Genomic DNA, 21,012 nt, shown 5'->3' on the forward strand with positions numbered 1-21,012 from the left:
TCACTTCTGGATCTCGATTCGGACAGTGCCCGTGCGCTGGGTGAGTTCGAGACGGGCATCGGCGCGCCCACCGCCCGTCTCGAGGCCGACCGCGTTCTCACCGCCGATGAGCAGTTCGTGCTGTTGGCCGAGTTCTCCGATCTGCGGTGTGCTCACAACGCCGTCATCGCTGATGACGAGGATCTCGATCGGGCCTGCCTCGGAGGCGTCGAGCAGCAGTACGGCGCCTAATTGGAGCGAGATCCACGCGTCGCCGTCGCCCTGTGTCAGCTCGGTCGTCGGCGTTCGGCCGACCGTCGGGAACGCGGTCAGCTGCGCATCACCGAGCGGCTGGACGAGTCGCTGCGACTGCGTGAGATCGATGCCCGCGTACGGTGCGATGAGCTGCCCATCCTGCGCGAACGACGCACCGCCGACCCCCACGATCATCGACAGCGACGCGAGCAGCGTGAAGAACGCGAGCGCACCGCTGCGGCGCCGGCGCAGCGCCGCGACGACCATGCCGAGCGCGAGCACGAGCGTCGCGACGGCCAGGGCCACGGGCACGGCGAAGGCTGCGACGTCTGCGTCGCCGAGCGCCCAGAGGGCGGCGATCGCACCGCCGACGAGGCCGAGGCCGAGCGCGGTGAACACGAACGCGGCGCTCGCACGGGGGCGGGCGGCCCGACGGGCGGCCCGGGCGGCGTCGGCCTGGGCGGCGAGCGCCAGGGCCTTCTCGCGGTTCTCCGCGGCGGCCTGGGCGCGGGCGGCGCGTGCGGCCTGATCCTGCCCGGACTTCCACTCGGCGTGCGCGACGCGCCACGCCTCGTGCTGTTCCCGCCACTCCGCGATGGCCGCCGCGTCGGCACCCATTGCGGGCACGGGAGGCTCGGTGGTCGGCGTCTCGCCGTCGGCGAGCGGCCGGCTCGTGGCATCCGATTCAGGAGCGTCGGGAGCGTCGCTCGCGGCATCCGCTTCGGGAACGGTGCTGGGGGCTGTGCTCGCGGCGGCGGCGGCGGCAGCAGCGGCAGGAGCGCCCTCAGCGGCGGGCCCGGACCCCGGCCGGGCGGCGTCGGCCACGGAAGCCGTTCGCGCGCCGCCGCCGCCGGCCGGGGGGTTCTGGGAGGCTCGGCGCGCGAGCCAGATGACGAGGGCGACGATGCCGCCGACGAGGATGAGCGTCCACAGGATGCGCAGCGGCACCGTGAGGTTGAACCCGAAGATCGGGTCGGCGATGTACGGCCAGTCGCCGCTCCACCACTGCCAGCCGAGCCATCCGCCCTGCACGAGCGGGATGAATCCGATCACGCCCATCACGGCGATGCCCACGACGGCGGGGTCGACGATGCCGCGGGTGAGGCGCTCGAGGTGGATCTCGCCGTCGGTGTCGGGCAGCAGCAGCCACGCGATCGCGTAGGCCAGCACGAGCGGGGCGCCGAGCACCGCGATGACCACGACGATGCCGCGCACGATGATCGGGTCGATGCCGAGGCGCGCGCCGATGCCCGCGCAGACGCCGCCGAGCCAGCCGGCGCGACGCGGCAGGCCGAGACGCCGCAGCCAGTCGTAGAAGCCGGTGCCGGTGCCGGTGCCCGGCGCGTGTGTCGACGCGCCGGGGGCACCGGAGGATGGAGCCGAACCGACCGCACCGTCGGCCGGCGGGCCGGCGGGCGCGGAGTCCCCCTGCACGTCTTCCGGCGCTGGGTCGGTCGTCGGGTCGGTCTGGTTCGTCTCCATGCTTCGATGCTGGCATCGGCGGCGGATGCCCCGCCATGGGGTGAGTCCCTGATTCGACCCTGATCCTGCCGTCGGGGCTGCGGGGCCGGTCAGGTCGTCTGCTTGGATGGCAGGCATGGAGCCACGGATGTCGCGACCGCGCGCCTGCGTCGCCACGGGCGTCTCCGCGGGGCTCGCCGAGCACCTCGGCTGGCCCGTGTTCGTCGTGCGTGCCGGGTTCGCCGTGACGAGTCTCGCCGCCGGCGCCGGACTGCTCCTCTACCTGTGGCTGTGGGCGCTGACGCCGTGGGCGCCGGGCGAGGAGCGCCCGACCCGGCGCGCGCCCGTCGCGTGGATCCTCATCGTCGCGTCGGCTGTCGTGCTGCTCGCCGCGTGGGCGATCGACGGGAGCCTGGCCGATGCCGGGTCGGCCGGGGGAGCCGTGCTCGGCCAGTGGTTCGGCGCCGTGCTCGCGGGCATCGGCCTCGCCGTGGCATCCGGAGCCTGGGCCAGCTTCATCGACCGAACCGAGCCCGAACGCGGGCCACGCCACGAGCTCACGATCCGCCTCATCGCGACGGTGCTGCTGGCCGTCACCGCCCTCGCGCTCGTGTTCGGCACGAACGCCCGGTGGCATCCGGCACCGACCTTCGCCGTCGCGCTCGCCGCCGTGCTCGGCATCGGCCTCGTCTACGCGCCGACGCTCGTGACCGCCTGGCGAGACCTCACCGACGAGCGCACGAAGCGCATCCGCGAGGAGCAGCGCAGCGAGATCGCCGCCCACCTGCACGACTCGGTGCTGCAGACGCTCGCGCTGATCCAGAACCGGGCGGGCGCCTCGAGCGAGGTCGCCCGCATCGCCCGGGCGCAGGAGCGGGAGCTGCGCGACTGGCTCTTCGACGGCGACACCCCCGCCGACAGCGACCTCGGCACCGACCTCCGCGACTTCGCGGCCGCGCTCGAGATCGACTACCCGGTGACCATCGACGTCGTCGTCGTGGGAGAGTCGAGGGAGCGGGCGAGCGGCGAGGTCGCGGCGGCCGCACGCGAGGCCATGCTGAACGCCGCGCGCCACGCCGGAGGCGAGGTGTCGGTGTACGTCGAGTCCTCGCCCGAGACGGTGGAGGTGTTCGTGCGCGATCGCGGCGACGGGTTCGAGCTGCAGGACGTTCCAGGCGACCGCCTCGGCGTGCGCCAGTCGATCATCGGACGCATGCGCCGTGCGGGTGGCTCTGGCGAGGTGCGCCGCGGCGCCGGGGGCGTGGGCACCGAGGTGCGCCTGCGCTACCCCGCCGAGCGCGTCGGGGCTGAGGCCGGCCGTGGCTGAGGCATCGGGCACGGGGGCGACCGGCCCCGAGGCATCCGCCGGCCCAGAGGCATCCGCCGTCCCCGTGGCATCCGCCGGCGCTGCGGTATCTGCCGGCCCTGTGGCATCTGCCGGCCCCGTGGCATCCGTTCGCGTCGTGATCGTCGACGACCACTCGATCTTCCGCTCGGGGCTGAAGGCCGACCTCGACGCCTCGATCGACGTGGTCGGTGAAGCGCACGACGTCGAGTCCGCGGTGGCGGCGGTGACGGATGCCGCGCCCGACGTCGTGCTCCTCGACGTGCACCTGCCCGGGGTGGGGGTGCCGGCGGGCACGAGCGGCGGGGCCGAGGTGATCCGCCGTGCTGCGGCATCCGTGCCGGGCACCAGGTTCCTGGCGCTCAGCGTCTCGGACAAGGCCGAGGACGTCGTCGGCGTGATCCGCGCGGGCGCCCGCGGGTACATCACGAAGGGGTCGTCGGGCGCCGACGTGAGCCGGGCCGTGCACGCGGTCGCGGGCGGCGACGCGGTGTTCTCGCCCAAGCTCGCCGGATTCGTGCTCGACGCGTTCGGCGCCGCCGTCGGCGAGACGGCCGCGGCCAGCGACGAGCTCGACCGGCTCTCGGCGCGCGAGCAGGAGGTCATGCGCCTCATCGCCCGCGGCTACTCGTACAAGGAGGTCGCCGCCGAGCTCTTCATCTCGACGAAGACCGTCGAGACGCATGTGTCGGCCGTGCTGCGCAAGCTGCAGCTCTCGAGCCGGCATGAGCTCACCGCCTGGGCGAACGCGCGGCGCCTGCTCTGACCGCGCGCCCCTGCGCGCCCGTTCCCGCGACGGTTTGCGGCCTGGAGGACGCCCCGCAACCTCCCGTGAACCCGCAAACCGTCGCAGGAGCACACGAGCGCGGGTCAGCGCGCCGAGCGCGCGAGCAGCTCGTCGCGCACCTGCCGGCGCAGCACCTTGCCGATGAGCGAGCGGGGCAGCTCGTCGAACGGTTCGATGCGCCGCGGCACCTTGTACGCGGTGAGGGTCGTGCGCAGGAAGTCGCGCAGCGCGGCCTCCTCGAACACGGCCCCGTCGCGCAGCTCGACGCCGGCGGCGACGACCTCGCCCCCGTCGGCGCGGGGCAGGCCCACGGCCGCGGCACCGCGCACGTCGGGGTGCGCGAGCAGCGCCGCCTCGACCTCCGACGGCGAGACGTTGAAGCCGCCCGTGATGATGAGCTCCTTGACGCGGTCGACGATCGTGACGAAGCCCTCGTCTGACACGTGCACGATGTCGCCGGTGCGCAGCCAGCCGCCGGACAGCAGCGTGTCGGCCGTCTCGGCCGGGCGCCTCCAGTAGCCCTGGAACACCTGCGGCCCGCGCACGAGCAGCTCGCCCTCCTCGCCGGCCGCGCGGTCGTCGGCCGGGTTCGAGGGGTCGACGACGCGGATCTCGGTGCTCGGGAACGGAACCCCGACCGTGCCCGGCCGTCGGGTCGGCCCCATCGGGTTGCCGAGCGCGATCGGCGAGGACTCGGTCATGCCGTACCCCTCGACGAGCAGCCCGCCCGTGGCGCTCTCCCAGCGGTCGACGGTCGCGACCGGCAGGCTCATCGCGCCCGAGATCGCGTAGCGGATGCTGCCCAGCACGCGGGGCCGGCGGGCGGTCGCGTGCACGAGCCGGTCGTAGATCGGCGGCACCGCGGGCAGGAACGTCGGCGGCGAGTGGCGCGCCGCGTCGAGCACGAGCTTCGGGTCGAACGTCGGGAACAGCACGAGCTTGGCGCCGATGCTCATCGCGGTCGTGAGGCAGAGCGTCAGGCCGTACGCGTGGAAGAGCGGCAGCACGCCGTAGAAGGTCTCGCCGCCGAGCTCGAGGCCCGGCACCCAGGCGCGGCTCTGCATCGCGTTCGCGCGCAGGTTGCGGTGGCTGAGCACGGCGCCCTTGGGCGAGCCGGTGGTGCCGCTGGTGTACTGCAGCACGGCGGTGTCGTCGAGGGAGGGCCGCGGATGCCGCGAGCTGATCGCCCGACGCGAGGTCAGGCGTTGCCACGGCACGAGGCCCTTCGCGCGCGGCCTCGTGGAGAGGGCGGCGCGCGAGCGTCTCGCCTTCGGGATCGGCAGGCGCAGCGCCATCCGCTTGCCGAACGGCAGCGCTCGCGCGACGTCGACCTCGACGATGTGCTCGGGCCGGATGTCGCTCGGGAACTCCGCCACGGTGTCGGCGACGTTGCTCCAGACGATCGCGACGCGGGCGCCGTGGTCCTCGAACTGGTGCCGCAGCTCGGGTGGCGTGTAGAGCGGATTGTGCTCGACGACGATCGCGCCGAGCCGCAGCGCCGCGTAGAACGCGACGACGTGCTGCGGGCAGTTCGGCAGGATCAGCGCGACGCGGTCGCCCGCGCGCACCCCGAGCCGGCGCAGGCCCTCGGCCGCGGCGGCGATCTGGCGGCCGAGCTCGCGGTAGTCGGTCTCGGCGCCGAAGAACTCGAGGGCGGTCTGCCGCCGGTACGTCTTCACCGAGGCAGCGATCATGTCGACGAGGGTCTCGACCGGTTCGTCGATCTCGGGCGGCACCCCCTCGGCGTAGTGCGCGAGCCAGGGGCGGTCTTCGTACGGGGTGGTCATGCTCGCCTCTCGCGGCCACCTGCATGCGTCGACCACGGGTGCGACCCGTCGTTGCCGCGGCGCATGCGGATGCCACGTCCAGCGTATGCGCGATCGCATGCGCCGAACCGAATCCGTCGCCGACCCGGCTCCTGCGACGCTTTGCGGCCTGGAGGACGCGTGTCGACCTGCCTCCACCGCGGAAACCGTCGCGGGAGCGCCCGGAGTCGTCAGCCCTCGCGGGGTGCGGTGCCGGTGCCGGACGAGCCCTGCGCGGGCGAGGAGCCCTGTGCGGGCGTGCTGCCCGTCGCGGCATCCACCGGTTCGCCGTCGTCGGCCGGGCCCGTCACGACGGTTGCGCCTTCGAGCAGTGCCTGCTCCGCGGCATCCGCCTGCTCGCCCGTGATGGCCTCGCCGCGCGCGACCATGCCGGCCTCGTCGGAGAGCGGGATCTGCTTGAGGAAGAGCGCGAGCACGAAGGCCGCGAGGATGAACGGGATCAGGTACCAGAACACGGGTGCGAGCGAGTCGGCGTAGGCCGTCACGATCGAGTCGCGCACGGGCCCCGGCAGCTCTGAGAGGCGCTGCGGGTCGAGGGTCGACATCGCGTCGCCGGCCTGGGCCGCGTTCGCGCCGGCGTCCGTGAAGATCTTCGTGAGGTTCTCGGCCAGGCGGGTCGTGAACAGCGCGCCGAAGATCGCGACGCCGAGGGAGGCGCCGACCTCGCGGAAGTAGTTGTTCGTGCTCGTCGCGGTGCCGACCTGGGTGGCGGGCACGGCGTTCTGCACCACGAGCACGACGACCTGCATGATGAGGCCGAGCCCGGCGCCGAAGACGAACAGGTACACGCAGATCAGCCAGATCGGCGTGGCCGCCGAGAGCGTCGTCATGGCGAGCATCGCCGCGGCGGTCACGAGGGTTCCGGCGATCGGGAACGCGCGGTACTTGCCCGACTTCGAGATCGCGATGCCCGACCAGATGGAGGTGCCCATCATGCCGGCCATCATCGGCAGCATCAGCAGGCCAGAGGCGGTCGCCGAGGCGCCGGAGGACATCTGCAGGAACGTCGGCACGAACGCGATGGCCGAGAACATGCCGATGCCGAGCGTGAATCCGATGGCGGTCGCGTTGATGAAGACCGGGTTCTTGAACAGCGAGAGCGGAATGATCGGGTCATCCGCGCGCGCCTCGACGACGACGAACGCGGTCGCGGCGGCGAGAAGGCCGAGGCCCCAGGCCCAGGTCTCGATCGCGTCCCAGCCGTGGTCGGCCGCACCGCCGAAGTCGGTGAAGAAGATGAGGCAGACGGTCGCGACCGAGAGCAGCATGACGCCCAGCACGTCGATCTTCTTCTCGGCCTTCTTGCTCGGCAGGGTGAGCGTGAACCAGGCGATCGCGAACGCCGCGATGCCGATCGGGATGTTGATGTAGAACGCCCACTGCCACGTGAGGTGGTCGACGAAGTAGCCGCCGAGCAGCGGACCGGCCACGGCCGAGAGGCCGAAGATGGCGCCGAGCGGGCCCATGTACTTGCCGCGCTCGGAGGCCGGCACGATGTCGGCGATGATCGCCTGCGAGAGGATCATGAGTCCGCCGCCGCCGAGCCCCTGCATGGCGCGGAACGCGACGAAGGCCCAGAAGGTGGGTGCGAAGGCTGCGCCGACGGATGCCACGGTGAAGAGTGCGATCGCGATGAGGAAGAGGTTGCGTCGACCGAGCACGTCGCCGAACTTGCCGTAGATGGGCATCACGATGGTCGTCGCGAGCAGGTAGGCGGTGGTGATCCACGCCTGGTACTGCACGCCGCCGAGCTCGCCGACGATGGTCGGCATCGCGGTCGAGACGATGGTCTGGTCGAGGCTCGAGAGCAGCATGCCGGCGATGAGCGCCGAGAAGATGATCCAGATGCGTCGCTGGGTGAGCACGAGCGGGCCGCTCGTCGCCTTGGGCCGTGGAGGTCGTGCAGGTCGTGCAGGTCGTGCAGGTCGTGCAGGTCGTGCAGGTCGTGCAGAGGTCATGGGTTCGTGGTGCTTTCCGTGGTTCCGGTGGTGAGGGGGGTCGTGGTGGGGCCCGGGGTGCAGGCCGCGCGGGTCGCGGCGACGGAGGCGCGCAGGAGCGCGGCGAAGTCCTCGCGGCCGCCGCCGTCCTCGGCGAAGGCGCGATGGGCGGCGGCGTTCACGAGCGAGCCGATGACGACCGCGGCGGTGCGCGCGAGCGGATCGCCCGCCGCGAGGTGCTCGCGCTCGTCGATCGCCGCGATGATGCGCTGCTCGAGCTTCTGGCCCGCGCCGATCATGTGCGAGAGCAGGTGCGGTTCCCGTTCGATGAGGGCGTGCGGATCGATCGCGTCGTGCTCGTCGTCCCACGCGGCGAACGTCGTGATGGCGAGCTCGGCGAGCGCGTCGAGCAGGGTCGGGGCATCGTCGTCACCGCGGGTGAAGGCGGCGAGGGCCGCCTCGTCGATGCTGTCGGCGTCGTGGCCGACGACCGCGGCCTCCTTGCCGGCGTAGTAGTTGAAGAAGGTGCGGCGCGAGACGCCCACGTCGGCGCAGAGCTCCTCGATCGTGAAGCCCGAGAGGCCGCGCTCGACCGTGAGCTGGCGTGCCCGGTGGCAGAGGTCGCGGCGGGTGCGGCTCATGCGCTGCTCGCGCAGCCCGGGCGAAGTCTTTGCACTCTCGGTCACGAAGTGCAATTCTGCACTATTCGAGCCAGAGTGCAAAATCGACCGAGGGTCGGGTTTCGCTCGATCGCCGCCGTCAGAGCAGCCCGAGCTCCATGGCCCTCGTCACGGCGCGCGTGCGGTCGCCCACCTCGAGCTTCTCGAAGACATGCGCGAGATGCGTCTTGACGGTCGCCTCGCCGATGAGGAGCGCGCGGGCGATGTCGGGGTTGGACCGCCCGGCGGCGACGAGGCGCAGCACCTCGAGTTCGCGCGGCGACAGCGCCGGGCGCGGTGCCCCGGACTCCTCGGAAGCCCCGTTCCGCACGCGCGACACGAGCTTGGCCGCGATCGACGGCGCGAGCACCGTCTCACCGGCGGCCACCGCCCGGATGCCCGCGAGGATCTCCTCCTGCGGCGCGGCCTTCAGCAGGTAGCCGCTCGCGCCGGCCTCGATCGCACCGAGGATGTGCTCGTCGGTCTCATAGGTCGTGAGCACGAGCACGCGCGTGTCGGGCGCCTCGGCCACGATGCGCGCCGTCGCGGCGGCGCCGTCGAGCTGCGGCATCCGCAGGTCCATGAGCACGAGGTCGGGGCGCAACGCGAGCGCGAGCTCGACGGCCGCGAGACCGTCGGATGCCTCGCCGACCACCGCGAGGTCGGCCACGGACTCGAGCAGCCCGACGATGCCCGCGCGCACGATGGGATGGTCGTCGGCGACGACGATGCGGATCTCGGTCATGCGGGCTCCCCGCCTTCGGTTCGGGCGTCATCTGCGGCGACGGCTCGTTTCGGCACGGTGACGCGCAGCAGCGCGCCGCCGCCGTCGGTCGGGCCGAACGCGAAGTCGCCGCCCACGAGCGCGGCCCGGTCGCGCATGCCCGCGAGCCCGAACCCGCCGGCGCCGGAACCCGCGTCCAGCCCGTCACCGTCGTCGATCGGCCCCACGCCGTCGTCGCGCACGGTCAGCACGACTCTGTCGGGCGAGTCCGTCACGCCGATCCACGCCTGCGCCGCCCGCGCGTGCTTGCGCACGTTCGCGAGCCCCTCCTGTGCGCAGCGCAGCACGACGACCTCGAGCTCCCGGTCGAGTCCGGCGACCTCGGCGTGCACGTGCACGGCGGTTCCGGTCTCGCGCTCGAACGCGGCCGCGAGCCGGTCGAGCGCGGCGGCCAGCCCGCCGTCGGCGGCCACGGGCGCGAGCGTCGCGACGAGCCCGCGCGCCTCGGTGAGGGCCTCGCGGGCCATCTGCTCGATGAGCGAGACATCCGTTCGAGCGGATGCCGCGGCCGGGCCCTCGATCGACGCGAGCCGATTCTCGGCGCGTTGGGCGACCATCACGAGGCCCGTGAGGCTCTGCGCGATCGTGTCGTGGATCTCGCGTGCGAGCCGGCCCCGCTCGTCCGCGACGCCGGCGTCGCGGTGCAACGCCGCGAGCTCGCCCTGCACGGACTGCAGGTCGGCGAGCAGCCGCGCGCGCTCGTCGCCGTACTCCGCGATGCGCGTGATCCAGAGGCCGAGCGCCAGGCTGAAGCCGAGTGAGAGGGCGCCGACCGTGAGGCCGGCGAGGAGGCCGGTGGCGCCGAAGTGCAGCACGTACCCGACGACGATGCCCACGGCGAGCGTGGTGTTGCCGATGACGGCCGCGCGGGTGCCCGGCGCCGTGATCCAGAGGAACGGGTACGCGAACGCCTGCAGCACCGCGAACGACGGTTCTGCCGTGGTGCCCGCGATCGAGAGCACCGTGAGCACGAGCACGATCGCGACGTAGTGCCGAGGGCTGTCGTCGGCGCCGATGCGCCAGCGCAGGTAGCCCGCGTAGGCGACGAGGAACGCCCCGGTCACCGCCCACATCGCCACGTCGTCCGCACCGTAGGGCGGATCGATGAGCCCCGCGAGCACCGTGACGAGTGCGACCGCGAGCGCCGCGACATCCCACCATCGCCGGTTCAGCATGCGGTCAGGTTCCCACACGGCACCGGCGCCGGGCGAGCGGTGAGCACGCGCTGGACTCAGGCATCGCGCCGGATCCAGCGGAACGTGAGCCGGCTGAGCACGAGCCCGACCACGAGCCAGACGAGCAGCGCGATGGCCACGCCCGGCAGGTTCCACGACTCGTTCTGCTCGAGCGCCTCCCACCCATCGGGCAGGAACACCGAGCGCATGCCCTGGGCGATCCACTTGAGCGGGAACAGGCTCGCGGTGTTCTGCAGCCAGTCGGGCAGCATGTTCCACTGCAGGTAGACGCCCGAGATGAACTGGAGGATCAGCCCGATCGGGATCACGACGGCGGCGGCGCTCTTGCCCGAGCGCGGCAGCGCCGAGAGGGCGATGCCGAGCAGGGCGCAGGTCGTGAGGCCCAGCACGAAGACCCAGGCGAAGGTGAGCCATTTCTCGGGCTCCGTGGGCAGGTCGATGCCGAGCACGAACCGTCCGGCGAGGATCAGCAGGGCCGCCTGCAGGGCGCCGGTGACGAAGACCTGGCCGATCTTGCCGGCGAAGTACCCGACGGGCGAGAGCGGCGTGCCGCCCAGCCGCTTGAGGGTGCCGTTGGACTTCTCGAGCGCGATGTCGATCGCGAGGTTCTGCACGCCCGAGAGGAAGATGCCCGAGGAGACCATGGCCGGCAGGTAGAGCGCCGCGATCGAGATCTCGGCGCCGGGCGGGCCGACCTCGCCCGAGGCGCTGAACGCGGCCGAGAAGATCGCGAGCATCACGAACGGGAAGAGGAAGGTGAAGAACAGCGTGTCGGCCGCCCGGAAGTACATCTTCGTCTCGACGCCGATGCGCGCCGCGCGCTGGGTCATCACGTTGGCGGTCATGCTGCTGCCTCCTCCGAGCTGGTTTCGGGCTCGGCGCCCGCGCCGCGCACGAGCTCGAGGTACACGTCTTCGAGGGTCGGCCTGATGACCTCGAGCCCCAGCGGCTCGCGGCCGAGCTCCGCGACGACGGATGCCACGAGCAGGCCGGGTTCGTCGGTTCGAACCTCGTGGGCAGCGCCCGAGGCATCCGCCCATCGCACGACCGGAACGCGGGCCTCCGCGCCGCCGATCTCGTCGATGCCGCCGACGTCGAGCAGCCGCCCGCCCGCGATGACGCCGGCGCGGTCGGCGAGTTGCGCGGCCTCGTCGAGGTAGTGGGTCGTGAGCAGGATGGTCGTGCCCTCGGCCTTCAGCGAGCGGATGAGCCCCCAGAACTGCCGGCGCGCCTCGGGGTCGAAGCCCGTGGTCGGCTCGTCGAGGAAGAGCAGCTCTGGCCGCCCGACGATGCCGAGCGCGACGTCGACGCGGCGCTGCTGACCGCCAGAGAGCTTGGCGACGCGCACGTTCGCCTTCGCCTCGAGGCCGACGGCCGCGATCACCTCGTCGACCTCGCGCGGGTTCGGGTAGAGCCCGGCGAAGTGCCGCAGCACCTCGCGCACGGTCAACAGGCCCGTCTCGCCGCCGCTCTGCAGCACGATGCCGATGCGCGACTTCCAGTCCCGGCCGCCGCGGGCGGGGTCGATGCCGAGCACGTCGACCTCGCCGGCCGTGCGGGTGCGGTACCCCTCGAGGATCTCGACGGTCGTGGACTTGCCGGCGCCGTTCGGGCCGAGCAGGGCGAACGTCTCGCCGTGGCGGATGTCGAGGTCGATGCCGTCGACCGCGACGACCCCGCCGTAGACCTTTCGGAGGCCGCGGATGCGGACCGCGACGTCGGTGCGTGGAGATTCCATGCTTCGAGCCTGCCGCGCCCGGCCGCCGCGCAACAGCCCTCGACCGGTCGATTCGCGCATCCGCCGATCGGGGGATGCCGACGGGATGCCGTCGGGATGCCGACGTGTGGCGCGGAAACAGCGTGTTACAGGATTTCGGACGCGCCGTGCACCGGCAGTAGTTTCGAACCATGCCCCACCCCATGGAATCCGCCTACCGCCGCGGCCGCGAACTCGTCGTGAGCGACATCGACGCCCAGTTCCGCGCCGATGTGAGCCTGCTCGGCGGACTGCTCGGCACGATCCTCGTCGAGGCCGGCGGGCAGGGCCTCTTCGACGACGTCGAACGGCTGCGGCACGCCGCGATCGACGCCCACGAGACGCGCGACGACGCCGCGCTCGCCGAGGCGGAGCGCATCGCGGCCGCGTTCGACCCGGCCAGGGCCGAGCAGGTCGCCCGCGCCTTCACCGTCTACTTCCACCTCGTGAACCTCGCCGAGGAGCACCAGCGGGTGCGCATCCTCCGGGCCCGCGCCGAGCAGCGCGAGCACGATGCGCGGGCCGGCGAGAGCGCCGACGACACCGACGGCTCCCTGTCGGCCGCGATCCGCCTGCTCATCGACGAGGTCGGCCTCGACGAGGCGCGGGCGCGGGTCGCCGGGCTGCGGTTCCACCCGGTGCTCACCGCGCACCCGACCGAGGCCCGCCGCCGGGCCATCGCCTCGGCCATCCGCCGCATCGGCGAGCTCATCGACGAACGCGACGACCTGCTCGGCGATCGCACGGTCGCCGAGCTCGACCGTCGCCTGCTCGAAGAGATCGAGATCCTCTGGCGCACCGCGCCCATCCGCACCACCCGACCGACGCCGCTCGACGAGGTGCGCACCGCGATGGGCGTGTTCGACCAGACCATCTTCGAGGTCGTGCCGCAGGTCTACCGCAGCATCGACGATCGCCTGCAGCCGGATGCCGCGGGGCGCGCCGCGCCCGTCGCGCCGGCGTTCCTCAGGGTGGGCAGCTGGATCGGCGGCGACCGCGACGGCAACCCCTACGTGACCAGCGAGATCACGCGGGAGGCGGCGGGCATCGCCGCCGAGCACGTGCTGCTCGGCCTCGAGCGGGCGGCCACGCGCATCGGCCGCACGCTCACGCTCGACGCGCAGGACACCCCGCCCTCGGCGGAGCTCGCCGAGCTGCTCGCGGCGCAGCAGGCCCTCGCGCCGCAGGTGACCGCGACCATCGGCACGCGCGCCCCGCACGAGCCGCATCGCCGGGTGCTGCTCGTGATCGCCGAGCGCATCGCCGCGACGCGACGAGGCGACGCCGAGCTCGCCTACGCCGACCCCGAGGCGCTGCTCGCCGACCTGCACGTGCTGCAGAGCTCGCTCCGCCACGGCGGCGCCCTGCGCAGCGCCAACGGTGAGCTGCAGCACCTCATCTGGCAGGCCGAGACGTTCGGCTTCCACCTCGCCGAGCTCGAGGTGCGCCAGCACTCGAAGGTGCACCGCCAGGCCCTCGCCGAGATCCGCGCGGGCGGCGAGCTCGGCGAGATGACCGAGGAGGTGCTCGCACTCTTCCGCGTCATCGCCGACCTGCAGCGGCGCTACGGCGTGCGCACGGTGCGCCGCTACATCGTGTCGTTCACGCAGAGCCCCGAAGACCTCGCCAACGTCTACGAATTGGCGGCGGCCGCCCTCGGCGACGATGCGGCCGACGTCGCGATCGACGTCGTGCCGCTGTTCGAGACCTTCGCCGACCTCGAGGCCAGCGTCGAGATCCTCGACCGCATGCTCGAGCTCGAGCCGGTGCAGGCGCGCCTCGCGGCGACCGGCCGCAAGGTCGAGGTCATGCTCGGCTACTCCGACTCGTCGAAGGACGTGGGGCCCGTCTCGGCGACGCTCGCGCTGCACGGCGCGCAGGCGCGCATCGCCGCCTGGGCCGAGCGCAACGACATCGAGCTCACGCTCTTCCACGGCCGCGGCGGTGCGCTCGGCCGCGGCGGCGGCCCGGCCAACGAGGCCGTGCTCGCGCAGCCCGCCGGTTCGGTCGAGGGCCGGCTCAAGATCACCGAGCAGGGCGAGGTCATCTTCGCCCAGTACGGCGACCCCGCCATCGCCAAGCGGCACCTCGAGCAGATGGCCTCGGCCGCGCTGCTCGCCGGCAGCCCGTCGAACGAGGCCCGCAACCGCGCCGCCGACGAGCGCTTCGCCGGCCTCGCCGCGACGCTCGACGAGGCGAGCCGCACCCGGTTCCACTCGCTCGTGAAGGCCGACGGGTTCGCGCCGTGGTTCGCCGACGTCACCCCGATGGAAGAGGTGGGGCAGCTCGCCCTCGGCTCCCGCCCCGCGCGGCGCGGCCTCTCGGTCGAGTCGCTCGACGACCTGCGCGCCATCCCGTGGGTGTTCTCGTGGAGCCAGGCCCGCATCAACCTCGCCGCCTGGTTCGGCCTCGGCACCGCGCTCGAGGCCGTCGGCGACGAGGCGCTGCTCCGCGAGGCCTACGCCGAGTGGCCGCTGTTCACCGCGATGATCGACAACTTCTCGATGTCGCTCGCCAAGACCGACGAGCGCATCGCCGCGCGATACCTGGCCCTCGGCGACCGCGACGACCTCGCCGAGCTCGTGCTCGACGAGATGCGCCTCACGAAGCAGTGGCTCGGCCGGGTCACGCAGAGCGAGGAACTGCTCGTCGCGCGCCCGGTGCTCGCCAAGGCCGTGCGCCTGCGCAGCCCCTACGTCGACGCGCTCTCGCTGCTGCAGCTGCGCGCGCTCGCCGCGGTGCGCGCGGGCGAGGCCGACCTGCCGAGCGACGACCACCACCGGCTGCTGCTGCTCACCGTCAACGGCGTCGCCGCGGGCGTGCAGAACACGGGCTGATCGCTCAGGCGAGCTCGTCGAGCTCGGCCAGCCGACCCTCGAGGAACCGGCGCTCGGGCTCCGTCGGCGCCAGCTCGATCGCGCGACGGTAGCGTTCGGCCGAGGCATCCGCTCGCCCGAGCCTGCGCAGCAGGTCGGCCTGTGCTGCGGGCAACAGATGGTAGCTGCCGAGAGCGCCGGATGCCTCGAGCCGATCGAGCTCGTCGAGCCCCGCCTGGGCGTGGCCGGCCAGGCCGAGGGCGACGGCGCGGTTGAGCTCGACGACCGGCGACGGCGTGAGGGCGAGCAGGGCGTCGTAGCGCTGTACGATCGCCGGCCAGTCGGTGTCGTCGGCGTGCGCGGCGCGGGCGTGCTCGCGCTGGATCTCGGCCTGCAGGCGGTACGGACCGCGTGAGTCGATGCCCGCAGCGCCGACACCGGGCGAGCCGAACCCGGGCCCGGCCGCCGTGCGCGCGTCGAGCCGCTCGAGCACCTCGAGCCCCTGCGCGGTCTCGGCGGCGTTCCACCGCGTGCGGTCCTGCCGGTCGAGCGGCACGAGGTCGCCCGCCTCGTCGACCCGCGCCGCCGAGCGCGCGTGCTGCAGCAGCAGGAGCGCGAGCAGTCCGGCGGCCTCGGGCTCGTCGGGCATGAGCTCGACCACGAGCCGTGCAAGTCGGATCGCCTCCTCCTGCAGGTCGAGCCGCAGCAGCCGGTCGCCCGAGCTCGCGAGGTAGCCCTCGTTGTGCACGAGCATGAGCACCGCGAGCACGCCGTTCAGGCGCCGCCGCAGCTCGTCGCCCTCCGGCACGCGGTACGGGATGCCCGCGTTGCGGATCTTGCGCTTGGCCCGCACGAGCCGCTGCGCCATGGTCGCCTCTGGCACGAGGAACGCCCGGGCGATCTCGGGCGTCTCGAGGCCGCCGACCGTGCGCAGCGTCAGCGCGACGCGCGCCTCGAGCGGCAGCGCCGGGTGCGCACACGTGAAGATCAGCCGCAGCCGGTCGTCGATCTCGCCCGAGGTCGAGAGGGCAGCCACGGCGACGTCGGCCGGGTCGGTCGGGGCACCGGGCCCGCGCATCTCGTCCATCACCATCCACTCCTTCACCTTGTCGATCTCGACGCCGCGCCGCCGCAGCACGTCGAGCGCCCGGTTGCGCGCGACGGTCGTGAGCCACGCGCCCGGATTGCGGGGAACACCCTCGTCGGGCCATCGTTCGGCCGCACGTTCGAAGGCGTCGGCCGCCGAGTCCTCGGCCACGTCCCAGTCGCCCGTCGCACGGATCAGCGTCGCGACGATGCGCGTCCACTCCTCGCGGTAGACGCGCTCGACGGCGGCCCGCACGGCGTCGTGCGGGCCGGGCGCGTCGCGCGTCTCGGGCCCCTCGTGCGCCTCGGCGTCGGCCCGCGTCATCCGCGGCTCACTCGTCCTCCTCGCCGTTCCAGAAGGGGCGCAGCTCGATGCGGCCACCCCTGGCCATCGGATGCCGCGACGCGATCTCGATGGCCTCGTCGAGGTCGCGGCAGTCGAGGATGTCGAACCCCGCGATCCACTCCTTCGACTCGGTGAACGGGCCGTCGGTGACGATGGTCTCGCCGTCGCGGACCCGCACGAGCGTGGCGTCGCGCACCGGCTGGAGGCGGTTGCCCAACACACGCGTGCCGCGTTCGTCGTTCTCGGCGACCCACTGCTCGATGGGAATGCCCTCGTCGCCGGAGCGGTCGTGCTCGGTGTCGGTGGCGACGAACATGACGTACTGCATATCGATCTCCTCGGTTCGGTTTTCACGGTATGCCCAGGCGACGAACGGCGACAGGATGAATCGACAGCTCCGAGACATCCGCTCGAAGAAAATCTCGGGCGGATGTCGCGCAGGGTGTCGATCGCGCACTGCCCCGTTCGTCGCAGGGGAAAGCGCAGGAAGAACGAGAGGAGCGCACCGTGATGGATTTCATGATGTTCGTCGTCGCCGACCCCGACGTCGAGGCCGGTGAGGTCGACCAGGAGGCCGTGGCCGAGTGGGACCGGGTGAGGGCAGAGCAGGGGGTGCTGAAGCGCGCCATGCGGCTGCGGCCCGCCGACGAGGCAGTGACCGTGCGGGTCAGGGGTGGCGAGACGATCGTGACCGACGGCCCGTTCACAGAGTCGAAGGAGTGGATCGCGGGCTACGACATCATCGAGGTCCCCGACCTCGAGACGGCCGTCGAACTCGCGAAGGGCGACGAGCTCGCGCGTCACGGCGCCCTCGAGCTGCGGCCGTTCTGGCCGCTCGGCGCTCCCGAAGCTCCCGAAGCTCTCGAAGCACCCGAAGCGCCCGAAGCTCTCGAAGCACTCGACGGCGAGGAGTGAGCCATGGAGTTCATGATGTTCGTCGCGCACGACCCCGAGGCCGAGCCGTACGTGCCCGCTGAGGACGACATCGTCGAGTGGCTCGCCGAGATGGGCGCTCGCGGCGTCTGGATCGCGGGCGATCGACTTCGTCCGCCCGAGTTCGCGAAGACCGTGCGCGTGCGCGGCGCCCAGGCGCTCGTCACCGACGGGCCCTTCACCGAGTCGAAGGAATGGATCGCCGGTTTCGACGTACTCGAGGTGCGCGACCTCGACGAGGCGATCGAGGTCGCGGCGAAGCATCCGATGGCCAGGTTCGGGCGCATCGAGCTGCGCCGGGCGTGGCCGCTGAGTGAGGGGTTCGAGCTGTAGCGCGGACGGGAGTCGGGGTCGGCGGCGCCCGCGTCAGTGCGGCAGCACGAGCATGACGCCGAGCGTGATCATGACCACGGCGATGACGCCGTCGAGCACGCGCCAGGCGCGCGGGCTGCCGAGCACTCCGCCGAGCAGTCGGGAGCCGTAGGCGAGCGCGAAGAACCAGACGATGCTCGCGAGGCCCGCGCCGACGGCGAACGCCCACCGTCCGTCGCCGTGCGTGTTCGCGATCGACCCCAGCAGGAAGACCGTGTCGAGGTACACATGCGGGTTCAGCCAGGTCAGGGCGAGGCAGGTGAGCAGGGCCGCGGCGAGTCCCATTCGCCGCGGCCCCGCCGTCTTGGGGGCCTCAGGGCGCACGAGCGTCGGGGTCGCGGACGCCGCGTGCCCCGCACGCTTCGCCGCGCCGCCGGTCTCGTGGCCGACCGCATCGGTGGCATCATCCGACCCGACCTCGAGCGCCTCGCCGCTCGGGCGCAGCACGCGCCGTGTCGCGAGCAGCCCGTACGTGACGAGGAACGCGGCGCCCGCCCAGCGCACGGCCTCGACGAGCCACGGCACGGCCTGCAGCACGGCGCCGATGCCCGAGACCCCGATGACGATGAGCACGAGGTCGCTGAGCGCGCAGACCGCGGCCACCGCGAACACGTGCTCGCGGCGCATGCCCTGGCGCAGCACGAACAGGTTCTGCGCGCCGATGGCGATGATCAGCGAGAGGCCGAGGCCGAAGCCGGCGAGCGCGGGGGAGAGGGGCACGGGTTCGAGGCTACGGCGCGTGCTTCCATCAATCCAGCTCAACTTCCTTCAGAAGCATTAGCGTTGCTTCAGATGGAGATCCCGCTCGACCTCGCCCGAACCCTCGCCGCCGTCATCGACGAGGGCACCTTCGACGCGGCCGCGCGGCGCCTCCGGCTCACCCCGTCGGCCGTGTCGCAGCGCATCAAGTCGCTCGAGCAGCAGCTCGGGCGCGTGCTGGTCGTGCGGTCGAAGCCGGTTCGGGCCACCGAGGCCGGCGCCGCCGTCGTGCGGCTCGCCCGCCAGCTGGCGCTGCTCGAGCACGACACGCTCGCCGAGTTCGGCCTTGACGCGGGACCCGCGGATGCCGCCGGCCCGGATGAGCCTGCGGGCGCCGCGCGGCCCTCACGCACCGTGAGCCTGCCGTTGGCCGTCAACGCCGACTCGCTCGCGACGTGGTTCCTCCCGGCGCTCGCGCGCGTCGCGCGGAGGCATCCGGTGGTCTTCGACCTGCACCGCGACGACCAGGACTTCACCGCCGGCCTGCTCGAGTCGGGCACGGTCATGGGCGCGGTCACCTCGCAGGCGACCCCGGTGGCCGGATGCCTCGTGCGGCCCCTCGGCGTCATGCGCTACGAGGCCGTGGCGACGCCCGCGTTCGCGGCGCGATGGGGCCTGCCGCAGGAGGAGGCCTTCGCCGCCGCGCCCGTCGTCGAGTTCGACCGCCGCGATGACCTGCAGCGTGGCTACCTCGCCGCCCGGGGCTTCGACGCCGACCTGCCGCCGCGGCACTTCGTGCCGGCGTCGAGCGACTTCGCCACGGCCATCAAGCTGGGCCTCGGGTGGGGCCTGCTGCCCGGGTTCCAGTCGGCCGAGGAGCTCGCCGCGGGCGAGCTCGTGCGCCTCGGCGGGCCGCCGGTCGACGTGCCGCTGCACTGGCAGCAGTGGAACCTGCGCTCGCCGCTGCTCGACGCCGTCGCCGACGCGCTCGCCGAGGAGGCGGCGACCACCCTGCGATCCCCGGATCCGGAGCGCACGGCCGCGCGATAGGCGATTCCGGCTGGGAACTCAACCCCTAGCCGCGCGAGTCCACCCCGCGTTGACTGGTACCTGAGCACGGCAGACCGCCGACGGCTCGCGAAGGGAGTCCATCATGGGAATCGATGACCGCGTCGAGAACACCGCCGAAGACCTCAAGGGCAAGGCGAAGGAAGCCCACGGCAAGCTGACCGGAGACGACGCGAAGGTCGCCGAGGGCAAGGCCGACCAGGCGAAGGCCGACCTCAAGAACGCCGCTGAAGACGTCAAGGACGCCTTCAAGCACTGACGGTTTCAGGAGGCACTGACCTCTTCGGGCCGCGCCGCGACGGCGCCGCCCGAGGCAGAGCGAGAACGCCCGCACCCGGGGAGAGTGCGGGCGTTCTCGTGCGTCTGGCGCCGGGGCGGTGACGGGCGGATGCCTCGGGCAGGCGTCGCTAGGCGAAGAGGCGCTGCAGGCGCTGCACGCCCTCGAGCAGCGGCGCGTCGCCCAGCGCGTAGCTGAAGCGCAGGAACCCGCTGGGCCCGAAGGCCTCGCCGGGCACTGCGGCGACCTCGGCCTGGTCGAGGATGAGGTCGGCGAGTTCGAGCGAGTTCGTCGGCGTGACGCCGCCCCAGGTGCGGCCGAGCAGGCCGGTGACGTCGGGGTAGACGTAGAACGCGCCCTCGGGCACCGGCACGGTGAGGCCGTCGATCTTCGACAGCTCCGACACGATGAGCCGGCGACGGCGGTCGAACGCGCGGCGCATCTCTTCGACGGCGTCTTGGGGGCCGTTGAGCGCGGCGATCGCGGCGCGCTGCGACACGTTCGACACGTTCGACGTGAGGTGGGACTGCAGGTTCGCGGCGCCCTTGATGACGTCGGCCGGGCCGACCATCCAGCCGAGGCGCCAGCCCGTCATGGCGTAGGTCTTCGCGACGCCGTTGACGAGGATGGTCTGGTTCGCGAGGCCGGGCACGGCCTCGACGATCGACAGCGCGCGGGGCGCGGGGGCATCCGCATCGCCGTCGATGGGCGCGTACGTGAGGTTCTGGTAGATCTCGTCGGAGACGACCCAGATGCCGTGCTCGAGCGCCCACTCGCCGATGGCGCGGGTCTGCTCGGGTGAGTAGACCGCGCCCGTGGGGTTCGATGGCGAGACGAACAGCAGCACCTTGGTGCGCTCGGTGCGCGCCGCCTCGAGCTGCTCGACCGTGACGAGGTAGCCCTGCTCGGAGCCCGCGAACACGTCGACCTGCACGCCGCCCGCGAGCTTGATCGCCTCGGGGTAGGTGGTCCAGTAGGGCGTGGGCACGAGCACCTCGTCGCCCGCGTCGAGCAGCACCTGGAAGGCCTGGTACACCGCCTGCTTGCCGCCGTTCGTGACGACGACCTGGCCGGGCGAGACCTCGAGGCCCGAGTCGCGCAGCGTCTTCGCGGCGATCGCCTCGCGCAGTTCGGGCAGGCCGGGCGCGGGCGTGTAGCGGTAGTTCTTGGGGTCGTGCACGGCCGCGAGCGCGGCCTCGACGATGTGGTCGGGCGTCGCGAAGTCGGGCTCGCCCGCGGCGTACGAGATGACCGGGCGGCCCTCGGCCTGCAGGGCCTTCGCCTTGGCGTCGACCTTGAGGGTCGCGGACTCGGCGATGGCGGCGATACGGGCGGACAGGCGCGGCTTCTCGGTCACCCGAGCAGTCTATCGAGCGGATGCCGCGCCGCATCGGCTGCCGTGCATTCGCGTTCCCGGGGTCGTGAGCCCG

Annotated in this window: 19 protein-coding genes; 7 read left to right on the forward strand and 12 right to left on the reverse strand. The window is 72.6% G+C overall.

What is annotated here, in order from left to right:
- Positions 1 to 1,716 (reverse strand): PspC domain-containing protein, encoded by a 1,716-nt coding sequence (locus AC3IPY_RS02800; RefSeq protein ID WP_489186517.1) that lies wholly within the window; start codon positions 1,714 to 1,716, stop codon positions 1 to 3.
- Positions 1,717 to 1,843: 127 nt separating this feature from the next.
- Between AC3IPY_RS02800 and AC3IPY_RS02805 the strand changes: the two genes are divergently transcribed.
- Both AC3IPY_RS02805 and AC3IPY_RS02810 read left to right on the forward strand, forming a co-directional pair.
- Positions 1,844 to 3,022, forward strand: a complete 1,179-nt coding sequence (locus tag AC3IPY_RS02805; RefSeq protein WP_489186518.1) for a PspC domain-containing protein — start codon at positions 1,844 to 1,846, stop codon at positions 3,020 to 3,022.
- A gap of 100 nt (positions 3,023 to 3,122) precedes the next feature.
- Positions 3,123 to 3,806: a LuxR C-terminal-related transcriptional regulator gene (locus tag AC3IPY_RS02810; RefSeq protein ID WP_489188419.1), complete on the forward strand. Its 684-nt coding sequence runs from the start codon at positions 3,123 to 3,125 to the stop codon at positions 3,804 to 3,806.
- 104 nt (positions 3,807 to 3,910) lie between these two features.
- On the opposite strand, the gene AC3IPY_RS02815 is transcribed toward AC3IPY_RS02810, so the two are convergent.
- From AC3IPY_RS02815 to AC3IPY_RS02845, 7 genes are all read right to left on the reverse strand, one after another.
- Positions 3,911 to 5,614, reverse strand: coding sequence for a long-chain-fatty-acid--CoA ligase (locus AC3IPY_RS02815; RefSeq protein ID WP_489186519.1), 1,704 nt, complete (start codon positions 5,612 to 5,614; stop codon positions 3,911 to 3,913).
- 209 nt (positions 5,615 to 5,823) lie between these two features.
- Positions 5,824 to 7,467 carry an MDR family MFS transporter gene (locus tag AC3IPY_RS02820; protein WP_489188421.1) on the reverse strand — a complete coding sequence of 548 codons (1,644 nt, stop codon included), beginning with the start codon at positions 7,465 to 7,467 and terminating at the stop codon, positions 5,824 to 5,826.
- A 140-nt stretch (positions 7,468 to 7,607) separates the two neighbouring features.
- Positions 7,608 to 8,276, reverse strand: a complete 669-nt coding sequence (locus tag AC3IPY_RS02825; RefSeq protein ID WP_489186520.1) for a TetR/AcrR family transcriptional regulator — start codon at positions 8,274 to 8,276, stop codon at positions 7,608 to 7,610.
- A gap of 73 nt (positions 8,277 to 8,349) precedes the next feature.
- Positions 8,350 to 8,994 carry a response regulator gene (locus AC3IPY_RS02830; protein WP_489186522.1) on the reverse strand — a complete coding sequence of 215 codons (645 nt, stop codon included), beginning with the start codon at positions 8,992 to 8,994 and terminating at the stop codon, positions 8,350 to 8,352.
- Complete coding sequence (locus AC3IPY_RS02835) at positions 8,991 to 10,208, reverse strand: sensor histidine kinase (RefSeq protein WP_489186524.1); 1,218 nt, start codon at positions 10,206 to 10,208, stop codon at positions 8,991 to 8,993. Before AC3IPY_RS02835 ends, AC3IPY_RS02830 begins: the two co-directional genes overlap by 4 nt.
- Positions 10,209 to 10,264: 56 nt before the next feature.
- On the reverse strand, positions 10,265 to 11,074 hold the full coding sequence (locus AC3IPY_RS02840; protein ID WP_489186525.1) for an ABC transporter permease: 810 nt from the start codon (positions 11,072 to 11,074) through the stop codon (positions 10,265 to 10,267).
- Complete coding sequence (locus AC3IPY_RS02845) at positions 11,071 to 11,967, reverse strand: ABC transporter ATP-binding protein (RefSeq protein ID WP_489186526.1); 897 nt, start codon at positions 11,965 to 11,967, stop codon at positions 11,071 to 11,073. Before AC3IPY_RS02845 ends, AC3IPY_RS02840 begins: the two co-directional genes overlap by 4 nt.
- A 170-nt stretch (positions 11,968 to 12,137) precedes the next feature.
- Between AC3IPY_RS02845 and AC3IPY_RS02850 the strand changes: the two genes are divergently transcribed.
- Entirely contained in the window at positions 12,138 to 14,822 is a 2,685-nt protein-coding gene (locus tag AC3IPY_RS02850) for a phosphoenolpyruvate carboxylase (RefSeq protein ID WP_489186527.1), read from the forward strand.
- Positions 14,823 to 14,826: 4 nt separating this feature from the next.
- On the opposite strand, the gene AC3IPY_RS02855 is transcribed toward AC3IPY_RS02850, so the two are convergent.
- Together AC3IPY_RS02855 and AC3IPY_RS02860 are read right to left on the reverse strand one after the other, a co-directional pair.
- A complete protein-coding gene (locus AC3IPY_RS02855; RefSeq protein WP_489186528.1) occupies positions 14,827 to 16,212 on the reverse strand; it encodes an RNA polymerase sigma factor in 1,386 nt (461 codons plus the stop codon).
- 7 nt (positions 16,213 to 16,219) lie between these two features.
- Positions 16,220 to 16,561 (reverse strand): YciI family protein, encoded by a 342-nt coding sequence (locus AC3IPY_RS02860; RefSeq protein WP_489186529.1) that lies wholly within the window; start codon positions 16,559 to 16,561, stop codon positions 16,220 to 16,222.
- A 182-nt stretch (positions 16,562 to 16,743) separates the two neighbouring features.
- On the opposite strand from AC3IPY_RS02860, the gene AC3IPY_RS02865 reads away from it, so the two are divergent.
- The gene (locus AC3IPY_RS02865; RefSeq protein ID WP_489188423.1) at positions 16,744 to 17,148 is read left to right on the forward strand and encodes a YciI family protein; all 405 of its coding nucleotides are present in this window, start codon (positions 16,744 to 16,746) and stop codon (positions 17,146 to 17,148) included.
- A 3-nt stretch (positions 17,149 to 17,151) separates the two neighbouring features.
- The gene (locus AC3IPY_RS02870; protein ID WP_489186530.1) at positions 17,152 to 17,499 is read left to right on the forward strand and encodes a YciI family protein; all 348 of its coding nucleotides are present in this window, start codon (positions 17,152 to 17,154) and stop codon (positions 17,497 to 17,499) included.
- Positions 17,500 to 17,532: 33 nt separating this feature from the next.
- Here the strand turns inward: AC3IPY_RS02870 and AC3IPY_RS02875 are convergent, their stop codons facing one another.
- Positions 17,533 to 18,258 (reverse strand): LysE/ArgO family amino acid transporter, encoded by a 726-nt coding sequence (locus tag AC3IPY_RS02875; RefSeq protein WP_489186531.1) that lies wholly within the window; start codon positions 18,256 to 18,258, stop codon positions 17,533 to 17,535.
- Between the two features lie 72 nt (positions 18,259 to 18,330).
- On the opposite strand from AC3IPY_RS02875, the gene AC3IPY_RS02880 reads away from it, so the two are divergent.
- A complete protein-coding gene (locus tag AC3IPY_RS02880) occupies positions 18,331 to 19,287 on the forward strand; it encodes a LysR family transcriptional regulator ArgP (RefSeq protein ID WP_489186532.1) in 957 nt (318 codons plus the stop codon).
- A 103-nt stretch (positions 19,288 to 19,390) separates the two neighbouring features.
- Positions 19,391 to 19,564: a CsbD family protein gene (locus tag AC3IPY_RS02885; protein ID WP_489186533.1), complete on the forward strand. Its 174-nt coding sequence runs from the start codon at positions 19,391 to 19,393 to the stop codon at positions 19,562 to 19,564.
- 148 nt (positions 19,565 to 19,712) lie between these two features.
- On the opposite strand, the gene AC3IPY_RS02890 is transcribed toward AC3IPY_RS02885, so the two are convergent.
- Entirely contained in the window at positions 19,713 to 20,939 is a 1,227-nt protein-coding gene (locus tag AC3IPY_RS02890) for a pyridoxal phosphate-dependent aminotransferase (protein WP_489186534.1), read from the reverse strand.
- Positions 20,940 to 21,012: the final 73 nt, after the last annotated feature.

It is taken from the genome of Agromyces sp. GL_144 (genome assembly GCF_057834305.1).

Bases quoted from the DNA above. Each gene is read 5' to 3' on its own strand.
- AC3IPY_RS02800 (WP_489186517.1), bottom strand. From the start codon at position 1,716: ATGGAGACGAACCAGACCGACCCGACGACCGACCCAGCGCCGGAAGAC.
- AC3IPY_RS02805 (WP_489186518.1), top strand. From the start codon at position 1,844: ATGTCGCGACCGCGCGCCTGCGTCGCCACGGGCGTCTCCGCGGGGCTC.
- AC3IPY_RS02815 (WP_489186519.1), bottom strand. From the start codon at position 5,614: ATGACCACCCCGTACGAAGACCGCCCCTGGCTCGCGCACTACGCCGAG.
- AC3IPY_RS02820 (WP_489188421.1), bottom strand. From the start codon at position 7,467: ATGCTGCTCTCGAGCCTCGACCAGACCATCGTCTCGACCGCGATGCCG.
- AC3IPY_RS02830 (WP_489186522.1), bottom strand. From the start codon at position 8,994: ATGACCGAGATCCGCATCGTCGTCGCCGACGACCATCCCATCGTGCGC.
- AC3IPY_RS02835 (WP_489186524.1), bottom strand. From the start codon at position 10,208: ATGCTGAACCGGCGATGGTGGGATGTCGCGGCGCTCGCGGTCGCACTC.
- AC3IPY_RS02840 (WP_489186525.1), bottom strand. From the start codon at position 11,074: ATGACCGCCAACGTGATGACCCAGCGCGCGGCGCGCATCGGCGTCGAG.
- AC3IPY_RS02845 (WP_489186526.1), bottom strand. From the start codon at position 11,967: ATGGAATCTCCACGCACCGACGTCGCGGTCCGCATCCGCGGCCTCCGA.
- AC3IPY_RS02850 (WP_489186527.1), top strand. From the start codon at position 12,138: ATGCCCCACCCCATGGAATCCGCCTACCGCCGCGGCCGCGAACTCGTC.
- AC3IPY_RS02855 (WP_489186528.1), bottom strand. From the start codon at position 16,212: ATGACGCGGGCCGACGCCGAGGCGCACGAGGGGCCCGAGACGCGCGAC.
- AC3IPY_RS02860 (WP_489186529.1), bottom strand. From the start codon at position 16,561: ATGCAGTACGTCATGTTCGTCGCCACCGACACCGAGCACGACCGCTCC.
- AC3IPY_RS02865 (WP_489188423.1), top strand. From the start codon at position 16,744: ATGGATTTCATGATGTTCGTCGTCGCCGACCCCGACGTCGAGGCCGGT.
- AC3IPY_RS02870 (WP_489186530.1), top strand. From the start codon at position 17,152: ATGGAGTTCATGATGTTCGTCGCGCACGACCCCGAGGCCGAGCCGTAC.
- AC3IPY_RS02880 (WP_489186532.1), top strand. From the start codon at position 18,331: ATGGAGATCCCGCTCGACCTCGCCCGAACCCTCGCCGCCGTCATCGAC.
- AC3IPY_RS02885 (WP_489186533.1), top strand. From the start codon at position 19,391: ATGGGAATCGATGACCGCGTCGAGAACACCGCCGAAGACCTCAAGGGC.